At 65.4% G+C, this 21,708-nt stretch carries 19 protein-coding genes; 11 read left to right on the plus strand and 8 right to left on the minus strand.

What is annotated here, in order from left to right; translation table 11 throughout:
• Positions 1–133: 133 nt before the first annotated feature.
• The 6 genes from ptsP to thrS all read right to left on the minus strand — a co-directional run bounded on the left by ptsP (position 134) and on the right by thrS (position 6,412).
• The gene (gene ptsP, locus AC6LJW_RS08260; RefSeq protein ID WP_056570544.1) at positions 134–1,843 is read right to left on the minus strand and encodes a phosphoenolpyruvate--protein phosphotransferase; all 1,710 of its coding nucleotides are present in this window, start codon (positions 1,841–1,843) and stop codon (positions 134–136) included.
• Between the two features lie 97 nt (positions 1,844–1,940).
• Positions 1,941–2,210, minus strand: a complete 270-nt coding sequence (locus AC6LJW_RS08265; protein ID WP_056569687.1) for an HPr family phosphocarrier protein — start codon at positions 2,208–2,210, stop codon at positions 1,941–1,943.
• A gap of 108 nt (positions 2,211–2,318) precedes the next feature.
• The gene (locus AC6LJW_RS08270; RefSeq protein WP_056569684.1) at positions 2,319–2,720 is read right to left on the minus strand and encodes a PTS sugar transporter subunit IIA; all 402 of its coding nucleotides are present in this window, start codon (positions 2,718–2,720) and stop codon (positions 2,319–2,321) included.
• 15 nt (positions 2,721–2,735) lie between these two features.
• Complete coding sequence (gene gshB, locus AC6LJW_RS08275; RefSeq protein WP_427985516.1) at positions 2,736–3,722, minus strand: glutathione synthase; 987 nt, start codon at positions 3,720–3,722, stop codon at positions 2,736–2,738.
• Between the two features lie 165 nt (positions 3,723–3,887).
• Positions 3,888–4,439: a translation initiation factor IF-3 gene (infC, locus tag AC6LJW_RS08280; RefSeq protein ID WP_082579018.1), complete on the minus strand. Its 552-nt coding sequence runs from the start codon at positions 4,437–4,439 to the stop codon at positions 3,888–3,890.
• 20 nt (positions 4,440–4,459) lie between these two features.
• A complete protein-coding gene (gene thrS, locus AC6LJW_RS08285) occupies positions 4,460–6,412 on the minus strand; it encodes a threonine--tRNA ligase (RefSeq protein WP_498086942.1) in 1,953 nt (650 codons plus the stop codon).
• A 562-nt stretch (positions 6,413–6,974) separates the two neighbouring features.
• Here thrS and AC6LJW_RS08290 point away from each other — a divergent pair.
• Complete coding sequence (locus tag AC6LJW_RS08290) at positions 6,975–7,688, plus strand: response regulator transcription factor (RefSeq protein ID WP_056569674.1); 714 nt, start codon at positions 6,975–6,977, stop codon at positions 7,686–7,688.
• 30 nt (positions 7,689–7,718) lie between these two features.
• Here AC6LJW_RS08290 and hemN read toward each other — a convergent pair whose 3' ends face one another.
• Positions 7,719–9,149 carry an oxygen-independent coproporphyrinogen III oxidase gene (gene hemN, locus AC6LJW_RS08295; RefSeq protein WP_498086943.1) on the minus strand — a complete coding sequence of 477 codons (1,431 nt, stop codon included), beginning with the start codon at positions 9,147–9,149 and terminating at the stop codon, positions 7,719–7,721.
• A 155-nt stretch (positions 9,150–9,304) separates the two neighbouring features.
• On the opposite strand from hemN, the gene AC6LJW_RS08300 reads away from it, so the two are divergent.
• The 10 genes from AC6LJW_RS08300 to AC6LJW_RS08345 all read left to right on the plus strand — a co-directional run bounded on the left by AC6LJW_RS08300 (position 9,305) and on the right by AC6LJW_RS08345 (position 19,497).
• A complete protein-coding gene (locus tag AC6LJW_RS08300; RefSeq protein ID WP_056569666.1) occupies positions 9,305–9,568 on the plus strand; it encodes a hypothetical protein in 264 nt (87 codons plus the stop codon).
• Between the two features lie 142 nt (positions 9,569–9,710).
• Complete coding sequence (locus AC6LJW_RS08305; protein WP_056569663.1) at positions 9,711–10,454, plus strand: FadR/GntR family transcriptional regulator; 744 nt, start codon at positions 9,711–9,713, stop codon at positions 10,452–10,454.
• A complete protein-coding gene (locus AC6LJW_RS08310; RefSeq protein WP_498086944.1) occupies positions 10,451–11,695 on the plus strand; it encodes a Zn-dependent hydrolase in 1,245 nt (414 codons plus the stop codon). The genes AC6LJW_RS08305 and AC6LJW_RS08310 overlap by 4 nt, the downstream gene beginning before the upstream one ends.
• A 315-nt stretch (positions 11,696–12,010) precedes the next feature.
• On the plus strand, positions 12,011–13,588 hold the full coding sequence (locus AC6LJW_RS08315) for an ABC transporter substrate-binding protein (protein WP_056569658.1): 1,578 nt from the start codon (positions 12,011–12,013) through the stop codon (positions 13,586–13,588).
• 99 nt (positions 13,589–13,687) lie between these two features.
• On the plus strand, positions 13,688–14,695 hold the full coding sequence (locus tag AC6LJW_RS08320) for an ABC transporter permease (protein WP_056569653.1): 1,008 nt from the start codon (positions 13,688–13,690) through the stop codon (positions 14,693–14,695).
• Positions 14,692–15,531, plus strand: a complete 840-nt coding sequence (locus AC6LJW_RS08325; protein WP_056569649.1) for an ABC transporter permease — start codon at positions 14,692–14,694, stop codon at positions 15,529–15,531. Before AC6LJW_RS08320 ends, AC6LJW_RS08325 begins: the two co-directional genes overlap by 4 nt.
• Before the next feature lie 9 nt (positions 15,532–15,540).
• A complete protein-coding gene (locus AC6LJW_RS08330) occupies positions 15,541–17,181 on the plus strand; it encodes an ABC transporter ATP-binding protein (protein ID WP_056569645.1) in 1,641 nt (546 codons plus the stop codon).
• 36 nt (positions 17,182–17,217) lie between these two features.
• Positions 17,218–17,508 (plus strand): cupin domain-containing protein, encoded by a 291-nt coding sequence (locus AC6LJW_RS08335; RefSeq protein ID WP_498086945.1) that lies wholly within the window; start codon positions 17,218–17,220, stop codon positions 17,506–17,508.
• Positions 17,509–17,555: 47 nt separating this feature from the next.
• A complete protein-coding gene (locus tag AC6LJW_RS08340; protein ID WP_056569638.1) occupies positions 17,556–18,620 on the plus strand; it encodes a histone deacetylase family protein in 1,065 nt (354 codons plus the stop codon).
• Complete coding sequence (locus AC6LJW_RS08345) at positions 18,583–19,497, plus strand: DMT family transporter (protein ID WP_498086946.1); 915 nt, start codon at positions 18,583–18,585, stop codon at positions 19,495–19,497. Before AC6LJW_RS08340 ends, AC6LJW_RS08345 begins: the two co-directional genes overlap by 38 nt.
• Here AC6LJW_RS08345 and AC6LJW_RS08350 read toward each other — a convergent pair.
• Positions 19,469–21,685: a TonB-dependent receptor gene (locus AC6LJW_RS08350; RefSeq protein ID WP_056569631.1), complete on the minus strand. Its 2,217-nt coding sequence runs from the start codon at positions 21,683–21,685 to the stop codon at positions 19,469–19,471. The genes AC6LJW_RS08345 and AC6LJW_RS08350 overlap by 29 nt on opposite strands.
• Positions 21,686–21,708 lie beyond the last annotated feature (23 nt).

Genomic DNA, 21,708 nt, shown 5'->3' on the forward strand with positions numbered 1-21,708 from the left:
CTTGCTTGGGACGGTGTCAGACACCCGGCGGAGAGGATCGTCAGCTTGTGACGGCGACTCAACGGGTGTCAGACACCTTGTATCTTGGCCACGGTGTCAGACACCTGGATCAGCCAATGCCGCGAAGGACGAATCAGGCCGGGCCGAGGGCGTCCAAATCGACGGGCAAGGCGCGGTTCAGCGCCGACGCCACCTTGATGCGAAGCGCGTTGGAGTGCGCCCGGCGCACCTCGCGCTTGACGTCCAGAAGCTGCTGCGGGTGCATGGAGAATTCGGTCAGACCCAGCCCGAGCAGCAGGCGCGTCATGCGCGAATCGCCTGCCATTTCGCCGCAGACGGCCACCGGCTTGCCCGCGCGCTCGCCGGCATTGATGGTGTTGGCAACCAGGCGCAGCACCGCAGGGTGCAGCGGATCGTACAGCGACGCCACGTCGTGGTCGCCACGATCGATGGCCAGTGTGTACTGGATCAGGTCGTTGGTGCCAATGGACAGGAAGTCCAGCGCCTGGGCAAAGGGTTCGATCGCGATGGCGATGGCGGGGACTTCGACCATCGCGCCCACCTCCATGTGCGGCGCATAGGCCTGGCCACGGGCGTCGAGTTCGCGGCGGGCGGCCTCGATGGCGGCCTTGGTCGCCACGACCTCGTGCATGTGCGCGATCATCGGGATCAGCAGGCGCACCGGTCCATGGGCGGACGCCCTGAGGATGGCCCGCAACTGAGTCGCGAACATCTCGGGGCGCGCCAGGCAATAGCGGATGGCGCGCTGCCCCAGGGCGGGATTGGTGGCCACGGTGGCCTCGCCGTCCAGCGTCTTGTCCGAGCCGATGTCCAGCGTTCGGATCGTGACCGGGCGGCCTGCCATCACTTTGACGACCGAGGCATAGGCCTCGTACTGCTCTTCTTCGCCTGGCAGATCCGGCCGGCCCATGAAGAGGAATTCGCTGCGGAACAGCCCGATGCCGTGCGCGCCGGATGCCAGCGCCAGCGCGGCTTCGTCCGGCAGCTCGATATTGGCGTGCAGCACGATGTCGATCCCGTCCAACGTGACGGAGGGTTCGTCGCGCAGAAGGCCGAGCTCGGCGCGCTCGTCGGCGTAAGCGGCCTGGCGGCGGCGGTATTCCTGGAGGATGCGGTCGGACGGGTTGACCACCACGGCGCCAACCGAACCATCGATGATCAGCATGTCGCCGTCACGGACCAGTTCGCGCACGTTGCCCATTGCCACCACCGCGGGCACGCCCATGCTGCGCGCCACGATCGCGGTGTGCGACGTGGGGCCGCCCAGGTCGGTGACGAAGGCGGCGAAACGTCCGCCGCGCAGCCGCAGCATGTCGGCGGGAGAGATATCGTGCGCGACCACGACCAGGGCGTCGTCGCCGCCCATGTGGGACATATCGGGCAGGATCGCCGACGTGCCGGCCAGGACGTGCAGTACGCGCTCGATCACCTGGCGCACGTCCGCCCCGCGCTCGCGCAGGTATTCGTCTTCCATGGCGTCGAACTGCTGCCCCAGGATCTGGCCCTGCGTCGTCAGCGCCCATTCGGCGTTGTAGTGGCGCTCGGCGATCAGGGCGAGCGTCTGCTCGGCCAGGAGCGGATCGCCCAGAAGCAGGCTGTGCACGTTCAGCATTGCGCCCAGCTCGCGCGGCGCGTCGGCCGGCAGCGTGTCGGCCAGTTGCAGGAGTTCCTGCTGGGCCGAAGCCAGGGCTTGGGTCAGACGGTCGGTCTCGGCGGGCACGTCTTCCGGCGAGATCCGGTAGTGCGCCACTTCAAGGGCTGCGGCCCCCATGACGACGGCGCGGCCGATGGCGTAGCCCTTGGCGACGCCCTTGCCGTACAGACATACAACGGGGCTGGCAGAGCCAGCCCCGTCGGGCGCGCCGAACGCGGGCGCGGGCGAACCGGCCCGTGCCGGGCCGGCTGCTTCAGAAGAATGTCTATTCCTGCTCACCGAATTTGCTGTCGAACAGAGTTTCGATTTCGGAAAGCGCTTGCTCGGCATCGCTGCCGGAGGCTTCCAGCTTGACGGTGACGCCCAGCCCGGCCGCCAGCATCATGACGCCCATGATGCTCTTGGCGTTCACGCGCTGCGCACCGCGCGAAATGAAGATCTCGCTGGCGAACTTGCTGGCAAGCTGCGTCAGCTTGGCGGCGGCCCGCGCGTGCAATCCCAGTTTGTTGCTGATGACAATGTCAGTAGTAGGCATAGGAAAGATGGTGACCGCGGGCTATGCCGCAGTGTTGATCGCAGCCAATCGTCGAACCGATCCTCGGCTTGAAATAATAGCCGACATAATAGGGCAATTTTCTGCCCGTCAGTCTACCCGCAAGACGCCCTGCACCCCGCCGGCAAGCGCCTTTTCGCGGGTTTCCGCCAACGGCAGGTTGCGGTAGGTCAACGCGCGCAGCAGCATCGGGGTGTTGAGTCCCGCGAGCACACAGCATTGGATGCCTTGGGCCTGGGCGTCGGCGACCGCGCGCTTGGAAATATTGGCGGGCGTGGCGCCGATCAGGTCGGTCAGCACCAGAACGCCCGCGCCGTGGTCCTGCTCGAGGATGTCTTTCAGGACGTCCGGCGCCAGGTCGTCCGGCAGATCTTCGGGCAGGATGTCGTGGATCGCCAGCATGCCGTCCAGATCGCCCATGACGTGGCTCGCGCATTCGCGCATTGCCGCGCCCAGGGGCGCGTGCACGACGATCACAATACCCGTGGTCATGTCGGTTCCGAAAAATCAGGCAGCAACGGAGGCGGAGCCGGCGGCCTTGGCCGCCACAGCCTTTTCGAGCGCCTGCACGAACATGCCGGCCACGTCGAAGCCGGTCTGTTCGGCGATTTCCACGAAACAGGTGGGGCTGGTGACGTTGACTTCGGTGACGAAGTCGCCAATGACGTCCAGGCCAACCAGCAGCAGGCCGCGGGCGGCCAGCTTGGGCGCCACGGCTTCGGCGATCTCGCGGTCGCGGGCGGACAACTCCTGCGCGACGCCACGGCCGCCAGCGGCCAGGTTGCCGCGCGTTTCGCCGGCCAGGGGGATGCGGGCCAGGGAATACGGCACGGGTTCGCCGCCGATCAGCAGGATGCGCTTGTCGCCCTTGACGATGTCAGGGATGAAACGCTGCGCCATGATGGTGCGCGCGCCGTTGTCGGTGAGCGTTTCCAGGATGGCGTTCAGGTTGGGGTCCTTGGGCTGCAGGCGGAACACGCCCGTGCCGCCCATGCCGTCCAGCGGCTTGACGATGACGTCCTGGTGCTTGTCATGGAACGCCTTGAGACGGGCCATGTTGCGAGTGACCAGCGTGGGCGCGGTGAACTCGCTGATTTCGGTGATCGCCAGCTTTTCCGGGTGGTTCCGGATGGCCGCGCCGCCGTTGAACACGCAGGCGCCCTGCGCCTCGGCGTATTCGAGCAGGTGCGTGGAATACACGTATTCCATGTCGAACGGGGGGTCCTTGCGCATCACGACCGCGCCAAAATCCGCCAGTGGCAGATCCTGGGAGGCGGAATCGCGCCACCAGTCGTGGCCGTGCAGGTCGGCATCGGCGACCAGCTCGATCGGGGTGGTCTGCGCCTTGACGACGCCCGCCTCGATGTAGAGGTCGCCCTGCATGGCCACGCTGAGCGTGTGCCCGCGCGCCACGAGGGCACGCATCATGGCGACCGAACTATCCTTGTACGCCTTGAGCAGCGGCAAGGGATCCAAAACGAACAAAACGTGCATCGCGACACCCTGAACGGACGCCGCCTCCCCTGCTGGGAAGGCGGCTATGCTTTGTGACATCGTAGCGTAGAGCCGGCCAATAAGCGAACCCGCCGGTCACGAGACGGACACGGCGGGTTGCAGGAAGCAAGGCTAAGCCTTGCCTGAACCGGATACGGCGGGCGCTCAGGCTGCCGATTCGGGCTTGCCTGCGGGCACAGCCTTTTTCTTCGGCGCCAGCACCATGACCATCTGACGGCCTTCGAGCTTGGGCATGGCTTCGACCTGGGCAAGCTCCAGGAGGTCGTCGCGCACGCGCTCGAGAACGCGCATGCCAAGTTCCTGGTGAGCCATTTCGCGGCCACGGAAACGCAACGTCACCTTGGCCTTGTCGCCTTCCTCGAGGAAGCGGCGCAGGTTGCGCAGCTTGACCTGATAGTCGCCCTCGTCGGTCGCCGGACGGAATTTGACTTCCTTGACCTGGATGACCTTCTGCTTGGAGCGGGCCTCGGCTTGGCGCTTTTGCTCTTGGTACTTGAACTTGCCGTAGTCCATCAAACGGCAGACCGGGGGCTCGGCGTTCGGCGCGATTTCCACCAGATCCACGTCGTTTTGCTCGGAAAGACGGAACGCGTCGGCAATCTTGACGATGCCCAGCTGTTCTCCCTCCAGACCTATCAGGCGCACCTCGGGGACGCGGATTTCACCGTTGATGCGATTGGCTTTTTCAGTGGCGATGTTGAAAGCTCCTAGAAATGTTAAGCAGCGCTGCTATCAGGTTGATTGACGTCGCGACGGGTGGCAACGTCTTCGGACAACCGGGAGACAAAGTCGTCGAAGGGGATGGCGCCAAGGTCCAGGCCGCCCAGTCCACGTACGGCGACAGTGCCGTTTTGCTTTTCCTTGTCGCCGACGACAAGAATGTACGGCACCTTTTGCAGGCTGTGTTCCCGAATTTTACGAGTGATTTTTTCACCGCGCAAATCGGACTCTACTCTAAAGCCTTGTTTTTTCAGGCTTTGCGTAATTTGGGCTGCATAATCGGCCGAAGGTTCGGAAATGCAGCATACAACTGCTTGCACCGGAGCGAGCCAAGGCGGCATGGCGCCGGCGTGGTTTTCGATCAACATGCCGATGAAGCGCTCGAGCGAACCGAGGATCGCACGGTGCAGCATGACCGGCGGACGGCGCTGGTCGTTCGGGTCCACGTACTCGGCGCCCAGGCGCACGGGCATCGAGAAATCGACCTGGATCGTGCCGCACTGCCAGTGACGGCCGATGGCGTCCTTCAGCGTGTATTCGACCTTCGGGCCGTAGAAGGCGCCCTCGCCCGGCGAGATTTCAAATTCGCAACCCGTGCGGCGCAGGCTTTCCATCAGGGCGGCTTCGGCCGTGTCCCAAACTTCGTCCGTGCCGATACGCTTTTCAGGACGCGTGGCGACCTTGTACAGGACTTCGGTAAAGCCGAAGTCGCGGTAGACCTTCTGCAGCAGGGCCGTGAAATCGGCGCATTCGTCCTGGAGCTGTTCTTCGGTACAGAAGATGTGGCCGTCGTCCTGCGTGAAACCGCGCACGCGCATCATGCCATGCAGCGAGCCGGAGGGCTCGTTGCGGTGGCACTGGCCGAATTCGCCGTAGCGCAGGGGCAGTTCGCGGTAGGAATGCAGGCCGGCATTGAAGATCTGCACGTGGCCCGGGCAGTTCATGGGCTTCAAGCCATAGACGCGGTTTTCGGACTCGGTCGTGAACATGTTTTCACGGTAGTTGTCCCAGTGGCCGGTCTTCTTCCAGAGCGAAATGTCCAGGATCTGCGGCGCCTTCACTTCCTGGTAGCCGTTGTCGCGGTACACGCTGCGCATGTATTGCTCGACCTGCTGCCACAGGGCCCAGCCCTTGGGATGCCAGAAGATCAGGCCCGGGGCCTCGTCCTGGAAGTGGAACAGGTCGAGTTCGCGGCCGATCTTGCGGTGGTCGCGGCGCTCGGCCTCTTCGAGCATGTGCAGGTAGGCTTCCTGTTCTTCCTTGGTTGCCCAGGCGGTGCCGTAGATGCGCTGGAGCATCTCGTTCTTGCTGTCGCCGCGCCAGTAGGCGCCGGCCACCTTCATCAGCTTGAAGACCTTGAGCTTGCCCGTGGACGGCACGTGCGGGCCGAGGCACAGGTCGATGAAATCGCCTTCGCGGTACAGGCTGAGCGGCTCGTTGGACGGGATCGAGGCGATGATTTCCGCCTTGTACTTTTCGCCGATGCCCTTGAAGAATTCGACGGCGTCGTCGCGCGACCATTCTTCGCGCGTGACGACTTCGTCTTTCTTGGCCAGTTCGGCCATCTTCTTTTCGATGGCGGCCAGGTCTTCCGGCGTGAAGGGGCGCTTGTACGAGAAGTCGTAGTAGAACCCGTTGTCGATCACGGGGCCGATGGTGACCTGGGCGTCGGGGAAGAGCTCCTTGACGGCGTAGGCCAGCAGGTGGGCTGTCGAATGGCGGATCAGGTCCAGGCCGTCAGCGTCCTTGGCCGTCACGATTGCCAGACGGGCGTCTTCCACGATGCGGAAACTGGTGTCGACGAGCTTGGAATCCGAGCCGTCGAACGTCACGCGGCCGCCCAGCGCAGCCTTCGCCAGGCCCGTACCGATCGATTGCGCCACTTCGGCGACCGTTACCGGTCCCGGAAATTGGCGCTGCGAACCATCGGGCAATGTGATCTGTACCATCGGGAGTGCTTCCTGGGGTTCTTGGAACTGAAAAACGAAAACAGAAACGAAAAACGCGGCCTCGTAGCCGCGTTCATTTGATTGTCTTGATGAGTCCTACCGCTGACCTGACACGGTGAAACCCGACGCACGAAAAAACTAACGCGACATGGGGCGAAAGTTCCGGGTCGTAGTTCGTGCGGGCGGGAAAAACATGTTTGGGCCTGTTGGTGCGCGCAATGCGAGGCGCGAATCAAGGTGCAGCAAAACAAATGCAGCCGAAATAGCTGCATGGATCGTTGCCGATTGTAGCACCGTTTGCGCGCTGCCCGTGGTGAAAACGCCACGGAGGATTGCAGGGAGCCCTGGGGGGCCACGGTGAGATGTTTAGCGCTGGTGGATCGGTCTGATTTTGGCCGGTTTTGCGACCCAAACGCGCGCCGAACACGTAATCTGCCCACGAATTTCAGGGCCGCGCACGGAAATGCGCCAGCGACCGCCGCCTCGTGGCTGCGCGGATCGCCCTGGACCCCAATCCGATCGTGGAGCAACGATGAATCGCGTTTCAGAGACTGCAAGCCAGATGACCGGCGGCTCGCTTCACGGCCCGCTTATCGCGCCGGCGGACGGCTTTGAAATCCAAAAGCACCTGTTGTTGTCGCGGCCGCCACCGGTTATCCGCGTCGCGGTCCTGGACGACCATCCCGTGGTTGCGCTGGGCATTGGCGCGTTCCTGGAAAGCCGCCCGGGCTTTCATGTGGTTCACCGCGAAACCTCGGCGCGCGCGCTGCTCGAAAAACTGGCGAAGCATCCCTGCGATGTCGCGCTGATCGACTTCTATCTGCCGCTGGAACCCGTCGATGGCGTCAATTACCTGCGGCGGGTGCGCCGCTATCACCCCAACATGGCGGTCATCACGTTTTCGGCCGGCAACCGCCAGGAGACCGAGTACGCGGCCTATCGGGCCGGCGCTGCAGGCTACCTGGCAAAGCAATGGGGTCTGGTCCTGCTGCCGGACATGATCCGCGGCGTCGTCGAGGCCAAAACGCCTTTCCTGACGGTGGAGGACGGAGAAATCCGCGGCATGGAGCCGACGGCCCCGCACGCGCTGCTGACGACGTCGGAAGTGGAAGTGCTGCGTCACATCAGACAAGGCCTGTCGGTGACGCAGATCGCGGGGCGGCTGGTGCGCAGCAAGAAGACAGTCAGCACGCACAAGCGCCGCGCCATGCGCAAGCTGGGGCTGTCCGATGACTTGTCGCTGGCGCTGTACCTGCGCGACAAATTTGCGGAATGAATGCGCGGCCCCAAAGGGCCGCGCGAGCGATCAGATGATGCGGGAGTACGTGGCGGTGGGAATGGCCGAGCGCAGGTATTTGTCGAAGGCCATGGCCACGGCCCGCACGAAGTACCAGCCCAGGCCCGTGACCCGCAGTTCGCCCAGATGCAGATTCACCAGGCCCAGTTCGGCCAGGCTGGCCACTTGCGAGAGTTCGCGGCTGAAGTAGTCGCCGAACCGCAGGCCATGCTTGACCTCGATGCGGGCGAAGTCCACGCGGCCCTGGCACATGATGTCCATGATGACTTCGCGGCGGACCAGATCGTCGGGGCTAAGCGCCAGACCGCGCTCGACGGCGAACTTTCCGGATTCGATGGCCGCATAGTATTCGTCGAGAATCTTGGCGTTCTGGCTGTAGGTGTCGCCGATGCGGCCGATGGCCGACACGCCCAGGGCGATGAGGTCGCGGTCCGGCTGCGTGCTGTAGCCCTGGAAATTGCGGTGCAGCTCGCCGCGCTGCTTGGCAATGGCCAGCGCGTCGGTGTTCAGCGCGAAGTGGTCCATGCCGATATACGTGTAGCCCTGCCCCAGGAAGCCCTGGATGGCGGAACTGAGCAGGCCGACGCGCGTGGCGCGGTCCGGCAGGTCGGCTTCTTGAATGCGGCGCTGCGGCTTGAAGCGCTCGGGCAAATGCGCGTAGGCATAGAGCGCGATGCGGTCGGGGCGCAGTGAGATGACTTGCTCGATGGTCCGGGCGAAAGATTCGGTGGTTTGCAGCGGCAGGCCGTAGATGAGGTCCACGTTGACCGACGCATAGCCCAACGCGCGCGCGCTATGCATCAACGCGGCAACGTCTTCGTACGATTGGACCCGATGCACCGCGACCTGCACCCGTTCGTCGAAATCCTGCACGCCGAAGCTCAGGCGGTTAAAGCCCAATTGCTGCAGGAAAGCCAGGCGCTCGGGCGTTGCGGTGCGGGGATCGACTTCGACGGAAATCTCGGCATCGGGCTCGAAGCGGAAGGCGCCGCGCAGGTCGCCCATCAGCCGCGCCAGTTCTTCGTTGGACAGGAACGTGGGGGTGCCGCCCCCGAAATGCAACTGCGACACCGGCACGCCGGGCCCGAGCTCCTGCACGTGCAGGGCGATTTCTTGAGACAGGGCATCCAGGTAGCGAGCGGCGCGGTCGTGGTGGCGCGTCACTACCTTGTTACAGGCGCAGTAATAACAGACCGATTCGCAGAAGGGAATGTGTACGTAAAGCGACAGCGGCTCGGCCGGACTGGTTGCGCGCCGCTGCTGCAGGGCGAGGCGGTAGTCCTGCTCGCTGAAGCTGCCGTGATAACGGTCTGCGGTGGGATACGAGGTGTATCGCGGCCCGTTCTTGTCCAACCGGGCCAGCAGTTGGGGAGGAAAAAACGGCTCGGCGGTGGCGGGCGCCGGCGATTCCGAAGATTGAGGGCGTAGAGCGGCTTGCATAACCCGGATTATTCGCCTGCCCCGCCCCCGGCACATTGATCTTGCGCAAACGGCGAGCACCGCGTCTGCCGAGGGGCAAAGACTTCCCATGCGTGCCTGCCGCAGACCCCGCCCCGTAAAATGCCGCGATTCCCGCAGCAAACAAGGATCATGCAATGGAAACCGAACTGGAAGGCCGCCTGCTGGCCATGCGCCAGGCGCTGGCGATCGCGATCGCCCTGTCCACCCGCAGCAGCCCCCAGGCCACCGACATGGCGCTGGAACTTCTGGGCGACCTGAAGACCAATCTGGACAACACGCCGGCGGACAGTCCATTCGGCAAGCCGGAATGGGTGGTGGGCGCCCACGACGAACTCGACGGCATCGCCCGGCTGGTGCGCGCATTCACGCAAACGCCCGAGCCGGACGACGCCGCCTGACTGGCCTGACCACCAGACGAACAGCGGGGGGTATCCCTCACATCGTTTTCCCTGAAAGCGGCGGTTTTCCCTTTTGTTTCAAAGGCGAGGTGCCTATATTGGTGGCCTGACCACCAGGCCAACCCTTTGTGCAGACCGCCCGATGAGCACCTTCCAAGCCGTCGCTGTCACCCGCCTGTATCGCATGATCGCCGACCAGATCGCGGGACGCATCCGGGCCGGCGACTTCCCGCGCGGCCGGCGGTTGCCGTCGGAACGGGATCTGGCCGAACAATTGCAGGTCAGCCGCGCGTCGATCCGTGAAGCGCTGATCGCCCTTGAGATCGAGGGCTACGTTGAAGTCCGCGTCGGCACCGGCGTATTCGTGGCCGACAAGGAAGGCGGCGGCGCCGCGTGGGCGGCCGGGCCGAACGCCAGTGCGGCGCAAAGCGCCGCCGACGACATCGGGCCGTTCGACCTGCTTGAGGCCCGCCTCATCATCGAACCCGAATGCGCCGGCATGGCCGCCCAGCACGCCACGCCCGCCCAGCTTGCGGCGATCGTCGAGGCGCATGAGGGCATGTCCCTGACGGATTCGCCGGGACGGCACGACCGCGAGTTCCACGGGACGATCGCCGCCGCCTGCGGCAACGCCGCGCTGGCCGCTGCGGTGGGCCATCTGTGGAACCTGACCCAGTCCAGCTCGGTGTACCGCCGGATGCAGGACTACTTCGTCGACGCCAAGGTGTGGGCCGTTGCCCACGCCGAACATCAGCGCATCCTGACCGCGATCGTGGCGCACGACCCCATCCGGGCGCGCCACGCCATGCACGCACACCTGCTTGGCATCCTGGCGCGCCTGCGCGAGGACTTTGGCGACGTTTCCAACCCCCGAGGCGACCTATGACGACACCCACCCTGTCCATCAACGGCAACCGGCTATGGCAGTCCCTGATGGATCTTGCGCAGATCGGCGCGACGGCCAAGGGCGGCAACTGCCGCCTGGCGCTCACCGCGCTCGATGGCCAGGGGCGTGATCTGGTGACCGGCTGGATGCGCGATGCCGGCATGACGGTGCGCGTGGACCAGGTGGGCAACATCTTTGCCCGGCGCGCGGGCCGCGACGACAGCCTGCCGCCCGTCATGACGGGCAGCCACATCGACACGCAGCCCACGGGCGGCAAGTTCGACGGCTGTTACGGGGTGCTGGCCGGGCTTGAAGTCATCCGCACCCTGAACGACGCGGGCGTGCAGACCGAAGCCCCGCTGGAAGTGGCCATCTGGACCAACGAGGAAGGCTCGCGCTTCGTGCCCGTCATGATGGGTTCGGGCGTATTCGCCGGCAAATTTCCGCTGGAGACGGCGCTGTCGGCCCGCGACGCTCAGGGCATCAGCGTGCGCGACGAGCTTGCCGCCATCGGGTATGCGGGCGCCGATCCCGTGGGCGGCCGCCCGGTCGATGCGTACTTCGAGGCGCATATCGAACAGGGCCCGATCCTCGAGCACGAGGAAAAGACCGTCGGCGTGGTGACGGGGTCGCTGGGCCTGCGCTGGTACGACGTCACGGTGACCGGCATGGAAATGCACGCCGGTCCGACGCCCATGGCGATCCGCCGCGACGCCCTCTTTGCCACCAGCTTTTTGCTCCAGGCTGTCGTGAACATTGCCAACTCCCACCAGCCGCACGGACGCGGGACCGTGGGCGAGATCCACGCCCATCCGGGCTCGCGCAACGTGATCCCGGGCCAGGTGCGATTCACCACCGACCTGCGCCACGAAGACGAGGCGACTTTGACCCGCATGGACCAGGATTGGCGGCGCGTCTGCGACGACATCGCCGTCGCGCACGGCGTGCACGTCGACGTGAAGGACGTGCAGTATTTCCCGCCGACGCCGTTCGATACGGATCTGGTCGACAAGGTGCGCAAGGGCGCCGCGAACCGTGGCCTGCCCGCCATGAACATCGTCACTGGCGCGGGACACGACGCCGTCTACATGGCCGCCGTCGCGCCCACCGCGATGATCTTCGTGCCGTGCAAGGACGGCATCAGCCACAACGAAATCGAAGACGCCCGGCCCGAGCATCTGGAGGCCGGTTGCAACGTCTTGCTCGACGCCATGGCGGCGCGAGCCAATGGCGCCAGTTAGCGCCCTGAATGATTTGACCAAGCCGTAGCCAGCACGCCTGCTTCGTCCAACAAAAATGCAAAGGGGAAAAACTTGCAGCCGGACACTCACCGCACCGCCGCCGACCACGCCGCCCTCGCCGCTCTGGCGAAGCACCACTAATTTCTCCGCATTGGTGCGCGGCGCCTTAACCAGCACCTGAACGAAGCATTGTTGCAGCAGCTCCACCCGCAGTACCCGAGAAACGCAGGTGGCATGAGGTTTGCTTGATTCGGCACGGCATTCGCCGCGTCCGAGCGGCCGCCTGTCCGACCCTTTCCAGCCCGGAGGCTCGCAGTGAAATCGAAAAACTGGTTTTCCCTAAGCATCGGCGCAATGGTCCTTGCGGCCGCGCTGCCCGCCACGCAAGCGTTGGCCCAGACCAAGGGCGGCACGCTGAACATGATCGTCCAGCCCGAACCGCCGGTCATCGTGACGGCCATCAATCAGCAGGGGCCGACGCAATTCGTCGCGGGCAAGATCTACGAAAGCCTGCTGACCTACTCCACCGACTTGAAGCCGCAGCCTGGCCTGGCCAAGTCCTGGGAAGCCGCCGCGGATGGGCTGACCTACACCTTCCATCTGCAGGACAACGTGAAGTGGCACGACGGCAAGCCCTTCACGTCCGAAGACGTCGTGTTCTCGCTGGCGGAAATGCTGCCAAAGACCCATGCCCGCGCCCGCGTCATCCTGAACAAGTTCGTCGATTCCGTGCAGGCGCCGGACGCCAAGACCGTGGTCATCAAGCTGAAGACGCCGTTCCCGGCCTTCATGCTGATGTTCGAACCCGGCTTTGCGCCGATGATGCCCAAGCATCTGTATGCCGGCACGGACTACATGACCAACCCCGCCAATCAGAAGCCCGTGGGCACGGGCCCGTTCGTCTTCAAGGAATGGAAGCGCGGCGAATACATCAAGCTGGCGCGCAATCCGGACTACTGGAAGCCGGGCAAGCCCTACCTGGATGAACTGGTGTTCAACGTGATTCCCGATGCGGCCTCGCGTGCCGTGGCGTTTGAGCGCGGCAGCGTGGACGTGCTGCGCGGCGGCGACGTGGACAACGTCGACATCAAGCGCCTGCGCGGCCTGCCCAACGTGGAATACACCACTGCGGGCTGGGAGATGTTCTCGCCGCAGGCCTACCTGATCTTCAACATGCGCAAGCCGCCCTTCGACAATCTGAAGGTGCGCCAGGCGGTCATGGCGGCGATGAACCGCAACATGGTGGTCAACAACATCTTCTTCGGCCTGGGCAAGGTGTCGACCAGCCCGTTCGTGACGACCGAGATGTTCTACGACAAGAACATGCCGCCGATGCCGTTCGACATGAAGAAGGCGCGCGCGCTCATCAAGGAATCGGGCATCAAGCCGGGCGACTACACGATCCGCCAGCTGAGCTTCCCGTACGGCTCGACCTGGGACCGGCTGGGCGAATACACCAAGCAGGCGCTGGAGCAGCTGGGCTTCAAGGTGAACGTGGAATCGACCGACGCGGGCGGCTGGGCCAGCCGCACCGGCAACTGGGACTTCGACCTGACGACCACCTTCACCTACCAGTACGGCGATCCCGCGCTGGGCGTGCAGCGGCTGTACATCTCGTCGAACATCGTCAAGGGATCGCCCTTTGCCAACGTGCAGGGATACAGCAACCCCGAGACCGACAAGATGTGGGAGGCCGCCGCCTCCGAGGTCGATCCGGCCAAGCGCCAGGAGCTCTACACCAAGATCCAGACGACGCTCGTCAACGAAGTCGCCAATGGATTCCTGGTCGACATGGAGTTTCCCACCCTGTCTCGCGCAAACGTGAAGAACCTGGTCAAGACCGCCATCGGTCTGAACGAGTCGTTCGACGACGTCTACATCGAGAAGAAGTAAGCGCTGCCAAGGCGCTGCCGCAGGTTCGTCCGCGGCAGCGCCCGGCTGCGCGATGGGCCCGCTTGCCGCCGGCAAAGCCCGTCCTGAAAGGACCCGAGCATGAGATTCCTGTCTTTCCTGCTTTCCCGCATCGGCAAGGCCCTGGTGGTGGTGCTGGGCGTGGTGATCATCAATTTCTTCCTGATACGGCTGGCGCCCGGCGACCCCGCCGCCGTGCTCGCCGGCCAGGCCGGCGCGGGCGATGCCGCCTACGTGGACCAGCTGCGTGTCGCTTTCGGGCTGGACAAGCCGATCCTGACGCAGCTCCTGCTTTATCTGAAGGGCGTGGTGCAGCTGGACCTGGGCTTTTCGTACCGCAACCACGTGCCGGTGCTGGACCTGATCGTCGAGCGGCTGCCCGCCACCTTTCTCCTGATGTCGTGCGCCTTTGTGTTTTCCATCGTGCTGGGCGTGCTGCTGGGCGTGGTGGCTGCCAAGGCGCGCTACCGCAACAAGCGCCGCTGGATCGACAGCTCGGTGATGACCGGCGCCCTGCTCCTGTACGCCACGCCGCTCTTCTGGCTGTCGCTGATGGGCATCCTGCTGTTTTCGGTGGTGCTGGGCTGGCTGCCGGCGTTCGGCATGGAAACCGTGGGCGCCAACCTGACCGGCTGGGCGCGCGCGGGCGACATCGCCCTGCATCTCATCCTGCCGACGGTGACGCTGGGCTGCTTCTTCATGGCCGTCTATGTGCGGCTGACCCGCGCGTCGATGCTGGAGGTGATCGGCATGGACTTCGTGAAGACGGCCCGCGCCAAGGGCGTGAGCCCCAGCCGCGTGATCCGCGCGCACGTGCTGCGCAACGCGCTGCTGCCGGTCATCACGTTTGCCGGCATCCAGCTCGGGCAGATGGCGGGCGGCGCGGTCCTGACCGAAACCGTCTTCGCATGGCCCGGCATCGGCCGTTTGATGTTCGACGCGCTGCTGCAACGCGACTACCAGCTCCTCTTGGGCATCTTCCTGGTCACGTCCATCATGGTCGTCGTCTTCAACCTGTTGACCGACGTGCTGTACCGCCTGATCGATCCGCGCATCGGCGCGGGTGCGCAGCAAGGAGCATCCGCATGAAGTCATTTGCCCAACGCTACATGCGCAATTACGGAGCGGTGGCCGGCCTGGTCATCATGCTGATCGTGGTGGCCGTGGCCCTGGCGGCCCCCCTGCTGTACGAGGAATCGCCCTGGATGATGGTGGCCGATCCGCTGATCCCGCCGTTCACCAATGCGGACTATCCGTTCGGCACGGACATGCTGGGCCGCGACATTACCGCGGGCCTGGTGTGGGGCGCGCGCGTGTCGCTGATGGTGGGCCTGCTGTCGACCGCGGTGGCGCTGCTGTTCGGCATCCTGGTGGGTTCGGTGGCCGGCTATTGCGGCGGCCGCGTGGACGACGCGCTGATGCGCTTCACCGAATTCTTCCAGACCATTCCGCAACTGGCCATGGCCGTGGTGCTGGTCGCCATCCTGAGTCCATCGGTGTACTCGATCATGGGCGCGATTGCCGTGGTGTCGTGGCCGCCGGCCGCGCGGCTGGTGCGGTCGGAGTTCATGACGCTCAAGCAGCGCGAATTCGTGCAGGCGGCCATCGTCATCGGTCAGACGCCAGCGCGCATCGTGGGCACGCAGATCCTGCCCAACGCCATGTCGCCCATCATCGTGTCGGCCTCGTTCATGGTGGCAACTGCCATTCTGACCGAGTCGTCCCTGTCGTTCCTGGGCTTGGGGGACCGGAATCTGATGAGCTGGGGCTTCATGATCGGCGCGGCGCGCACGATGATCCGCGAAGCATGGTGGATGAGCGTGTGGCCCGGCGTCGCCATTTTGCTGACCGTGCTGGCCATCAACCTGATCGGCGAAGGCCTGAACGACGCCCTCAACCCGCAACTGCGCAAGCGCGGCGAATAGGAGGCCGGCATGACTGAAACCGCAGAATCGACGCCGCTGCTGTCCATCCAGAACCTGACCATCGCGCTGCCCAAGGGCGGCGACCGCCCCTATGCCGTCGAGAACGTCTCGTACGACATCCGCGCGGGTGAAATCCTGTGCATCGTCGGCGAATCCGGGTCGGGCAAGTCCATGAGCGCCAACGCCATCATGGGACTGCTGCCCGACTACCTGACGCCGCAGCAGGGGCGCATCCTGTTCCGCGGCCAGGATCTGCTGCAGCTGGACGAACCGGCGCTGCAGGCCATGCGCGGCAAGGACATGGCGATGATCTTCCAGGAGCCGCTGTCGGCCCTGAACCCGCTGATGACGGTGGGCGAGCAGATCAGCGAGGTGATGCGAGTGCATGACGCCTACCCCGGCGCCGAGCGCTTGAAGCGCACGCTGGAACTGCTGGAATTCGTAGGCCTGCCGGATCCGGCGACGCTCTATCACGTGTACCCGTTCCGCTTGTCCGGCGGTCAGCGCCAGCGCGTGATGATCGCGATGGCGCTGGCGCTGGAACCCGCGCTGCTGATCGCCGATGAGCCCACGACCGCCCTGGACGTCACCACGCAGGCGCAGATCCTGGCGCTGATCGCGCGCATCCAGAAGGCCAAAGGCATGGGTGTGATGTTCGTCACGCACGACTTCGGCGTGGTGGCCGAGATCGCGCACCGCGTGGCCGTCATGGAGAAAGGCATCCTGGTCGAACAAGGCCCGGCCAGCGAGGTCCTCAACCGCCCGCGTCATCCCTATACGCAGCGCCTGATCGCGGCGGTGCCGCACCGGCGCGGCGAGGAACGCGCCGGGATCGCGGACGACCGCCCGGTGCTGGAAGTGAAAGACCTGAAAAAGACCTACGTGATCGGCCACGGCTGGCTGGGCAACAAGCGCGAAGTGCACGCGGTGGACGGCGTGAGTTTTGCCGTGCGGCGCGGCGAGACGCTGGGCATCGTGGGTGAATCCGGATCCGGCAAGTCGACCATCGGAAAATGCCTGCTCAAGCTGGTTGGCATCAATGGCGGCCAGTTGCTGTTCAACGGTCAGGACATCGCCACTTTGCCCGAGTCGCGCTTTCGGCCGATGCGGCACGAGATCCAGATGATCTTCCAGGACCCGTTTGCCTCGCTCAACCCCCGGCACACCGTGGGCCGCATCATCAGCGACGGCCCGGTCGCCAACGGCGTGGCGCGCGCGCAGGCCGAGGCCCGGGCGCGCGAGCTGCTGTCGCTGGTGGGCATGGACCCGTCCGCCTTCGATCGCTATCCCAACCAGTTTTCGGGCGGCCAGCGCCAGCGCATCGGCATCGCCCGCGCCCTGGCGCTGGAACCGAAGGTGCTGGTGGCCGACGAATCTGTCTCCGCGCTGGACGTGTCGGTGCAGGCGCAGGTGCTGCAACTGCTGCACGACCTGCAGCAGCGGCTGAAGATTGCGCTGGTGTTCATCACCCACGACCTGCGCGTGGCAGCGCAGATCTGCAATTCGGTGCTGGTCATGCACCGCGGCAAGGTGGTCGAGTACGGGTCACCGGCGCAGATCTTCGACAACCCGCAGCACGCGTACACGCGCCAGTTGATCGCCGCGGTGCCGGGCCAGCATTGGGACCCGACCAAGGCGCAGGCCGCTTGACCGCAATTCCGTCATCGCCATTCAGGAGAACCCCATATGCAACGCCCCGCCGCAATCCCCACCGTGCAGATCGACAACGAGCAGGTCACCGTTACCGAGTGGAGCTTCCCGCCGGGCGGCGAGACGGGTTGGCACCGCCATGGCATGAACTATGTGGTGGTGCCGCAGACCACCGGCCCGCTGCTGCTGGACACGCCCACCGGCCAAGTCACCAGCCAGCTCACCACCGGCGTGGCGTACTACCGGCCGGTCGGTGTCGAGCACAACGTCATCAACCCCAGCGACACGGAATTCGTGTTCGTCGAGATCGAACTGAAGCGGGCATGAGCCCCGCGCATCTGGCATTGACCTGGACGGTCTGAGCGAGGATATCCATGAAGGCGTTTTTTTCCGAAGAACAACTGCTGCATTCGCCCCGCCAATTCATGCGGCTGGGCCGCATCAGCGCCCCCACCGACCTGCCATCGCGCGCCGAGAACCTGCAGCAGGCGCTGGCGGCGCGCGGCATCAAGGTCGAAGCGCCGGCCGACTACGGCCGCAAGCCGCTCGAACACGTCCACAGCGCGGATTATCTGGACTATCTGCAGACGGCCTTTGCGCGCTGGCAGGCCCTGAAGGCGCCGGGCGTGGATCCCGGGCCGGAAGTGCTGCCCAACCTGTCGCCGTACTACAACGGCCGCATCGATGCCGCCGGGCGCGGCCCCTGCCCCTCGCCGTCCATCGTGGCGCAGACCGGGTACTACCTGAGCGATCTGTCCTGCCCCATCGGGCCGCAGACCTGGCGCTCGGCGCTGCGGTCCACCCATAGCGCGCTGGCGGCGGCGGACCATGTGGCGGGCGGCGGCGGCGTGGCGTACGCGCTGTGCCGGCCGTCTGGCCATCACGCCCATCGCGACCGCGCGGGCGGCTTCTGCTACCTGAACAGCAGCGCCGCCGCAGCGAGCCGGCTGCTGCAGACGTGGTCCAAGGTGGCGGTGCTGGACGTGGACGCGCACCACGGCGACGGCACGCAAAACATCTTCTATCACCGGCCGGACGTGATGACCGTGTCGCTGCATGCCGATCCGGCCGGCTACTACCCCTTCTACACCGGCTACGCGCACGAACGCGGGTACGGCGCGGGAGAAGGCTTCAACCTGAACCTGCCGCTAGCGCACGGCTGCGGCAACCCGGAATTCCTTCAGGCACTGGATACGGCCCTGGACGCCCTGGCGGGATATGCGCCAGAGGCGCTGGTTTTGCCGCTGGGGTTCGACACTTACAAGGACGATCCCATCAGCGTGCTCCGGCTGGACATCGACGCCTACCGCGACATCGGCGCGCGCGTCGCGAGCCTGGGCGTGCCGACGGTGGTGGTGCAGGAAGGCGGCTACATGGTCGAGGCGATCGGGCCGGCGCTGGATGCGTTCCTTGAGGGCTTTGGCCGTGGCGGCAAATGAAGGCGCGCGCCAGACCGGCATCCTGCTGTTCTTCGCCGCGCTGGTGGCCTTTGCCACCTTCGACGCGGGCGCCAAGCAGTTGCTGGAACGCTATCCCGCGCCCTTCCTGAACGTGATGCGCTACCTGGCGGTGGTGACGCTGGCGATGGGCATGCTGTGGCGCCACGGGCGCGGCCTGCGGCTGCGCGACGCGCCGGAAAAGCCGCTGCTGGTGCTGCGCGGCGTCATGCTGGCCACGGTGGCGACCTGCTTCATGACGGCGCTGATCTGGATGCCGTTGTCCGAAGCCACCGCCATCTACTTCACGGCGCCGCTCATCATGGTGGCGCTATCGCCGTGGATGCTGGGCGAACGCGTCCGTCCGGCGCAGTGGGGCGCCGTCGCCGCCGGCTTTGCCGGCATGCTGCTGATCGTGCGGCCGGGCGGCGACCTGCCCCTGCTGGGCACGCTGCTGATGGCGGTGTCGGCCGTCAGCTACGCGATCTTCCAGGTGCTGACGCGCAAGCTGTCGAACAAGGTGCCGGGGCCGGTGCAGTATGCGTACACGGCGTACATCTGCCTGATCGTGACCGCGCTGCCCGCGCCCTTCTTCCTGCCCGACCCCTGGCCCGGCGCGGCGGACACCGCCATCATCCTTGCGCTGGGCGCGTGCAGCGGCCTGGCGCAGATCCTGCTGATCGCCGCCTTCCAGCGCGTGCCGGCCGCGACGCTTGCGCCCCTGAACTACTTCCAGCTGCTGCTGGCGCTGGGCTTCAGCACGTTCTGGTTCCAGCGCCCGCCAGACGCGCTGGCGCTGGCGGGCATGGGGTTGATCATCGCGGCCGGGGTCTTTCTGGCGCGGCGCCCGCTCAGAACTCCATCGACGCCGACAACATGAACGTGCGCGGTGCGCCCAGCGCCAGGCTCGACAGCTGAGGCATGCCCCAGTACGCCTTGTTCGTCAGGTTGTTGATGGCGGCGCGCAGCACCACCGGGCGGTCGGCCACCCGCGTGGCATAGCGTGCGCCCACGTCGTACGTCGTGCGGCCGCCCACCGACAGCGAGTTGTCCGCGCTGATGTACTGCTTGGACACCGAGGTCGCGTTGGCGGTCAACGTCAGCCCCTGCACCACCGGCACGTCCCATTCCACGCCGAGCTTGCCCTGCAGCCGGGGGATGCCGGTGGCCTGCTTGCCCTCATTGGCCGCGACGGCGGCTTTGGTGACCTTGGGATCGATGTAGGCGACGCCGCCGATCAGGCGCACGCCTCGCAGCGGTTCGCCGAAGAAGCCCCATTCCACGCCCTGGTTGCGCTGCTCGCCGCCGAACGAGAACACGTTCGTGACCGGATCGGTGTAGCTGCTGGGGCGGTTGATTTCAAACAGCGCCAGCGTATGGGTGAAGTCGCCCAGGTCGACCTTCAGGCCGATCTCCTTCTGCTTGGTCTTGAAGGGCGCAAAAAGCTCGCCTGCGTTGGCCGCGGTGGCGGGCGCGGACTGCCCCTTGGAGAGACCCTCGATATAGTTGGCGTACACCGAGATGTTGTCCGTGGCCTTGACGAGCAGTGCGGCGGCGGGCGTCGTTGCGTGCGCGTCATAGCGGCTGGTGCGCGCGCCGGTGGCAACGCTGAAGCTGTCGGTGCGGACCTCCTGGCGGCGCGCCCCCAGCGTCAGTTGCACCCGGTCCTCGGCAAAGGACAGGGTGTCGGCCAGGCCATAGCTGATCATGCGCGTCTTGCTGTGCATGATCGGCGGAAAGACGCCGGCGGGCGCCGGCCCCCAGACCGGGTTGTAGATGTTGGTGACCCAGTCCGCGCCGGGCACCGAGCGGCGGCCGTAGTCGTGCTGGTCGTCGGAGTAGTACGTGGCGTTCAGCACCCACTGGTGCTTGATCGCGCCGGTCTGCAGCTTGCCGCGCAGGCCCGCGTCGCCGGAGGTCTTGTCCACCTCCATGTTGAGCTGCCCCATCGACGTGCGGAAGTCACCGGCATCGTTGAACACCTGCGCCGACATGGCGCCGCTGTAGGTGTATTCGGAACGGCTGGTGCCGATGGCCGCGAACGCCATCAGCTTGTCGGTGACGTCGAATTCGCCGCGGATCATAGCGCCGCGGTCCTGATTCTTCACATAGGCCCAGTCCGGATTCAACAGGGTTTCGGGCTTGGGCGGCTTGGGCACGCCGATGCCGGGCGCCAGGTTGATGCCGCGCGTCACGCCGTCGATGCGCTCATCGGTGTCGTACAGATCCGCGGAAATGCGGACCCGCTCCCCGCGCCAGTCCAAGCCCAGCGACGCCAGTTGCGCGCGCTTTTTCTGGTCGTCGACCGGGCCGTCGCCGTTGCGGTACATGCCATTGAACCGGATGCCGAACTGCTGGTTCTCGCCGAAGCGCCGTCCCATGTCCAGGTGCCCGCCGAATTGCGAGTCCGACATGTAGGTGGCGGTCAGGCGCGTCAGGGGATCGGCGCCGGCCCGCTTGGACACCAGATTGACCGTGCCGCCGACCGAACCGCCAGGAGGCATTCCGTTCAGCAAGGCGGACGGGCCCTTCAGCACCTCGATCCGCTCGAACATCTCGGGCGAGGTCCGATAGTACGGCGCCATGCCGGCCAGTCCGTTGAACGTCATGTCGGTGGTGGCTGAAGCGAAGCCGCGGATCGAGTAGTTCTCGCTCCACGCGCCCGACACGCCGTTGCTGAAGACCGACGCGTCGGTGCGGGCGATGACATCAGTGATGTCCTTGGCCTGCAGGTCCTCGATGTACTTCTCCGTGTAGTTGATGACGGAGAACGGCGTGTCCATGAAGTCCTTGTCACCCAGGAAGCCCACGCGGCCGCCGTACGTGACCTGACCGCCGGCGTAGGGCGTTGCGGGCGCCTCCTGCGATTCGGCCTGGCCGGTGACCGTCACCGTGGGCAGGGTCTTCACGCCCGCCTCCTGCTGCGCCCAGGCGGGCGCAGCAGCCACGACGCCCAGCGTGAGGCCGAACACGGCGGCAATGAGAGGGTTCAAGGAAAAGGCGGGCTTTGCCTGCCCGGCCAGCGGCGAAGGACGTGCGACGCGGCCGCTATGGCGACGTTTGCTCATGGAATGCTCCGTTCAGTTGAGCT

The sequence above is a fragment of the Achromobacter sp. 1012554356 genome (assembly GCF_059760815.1).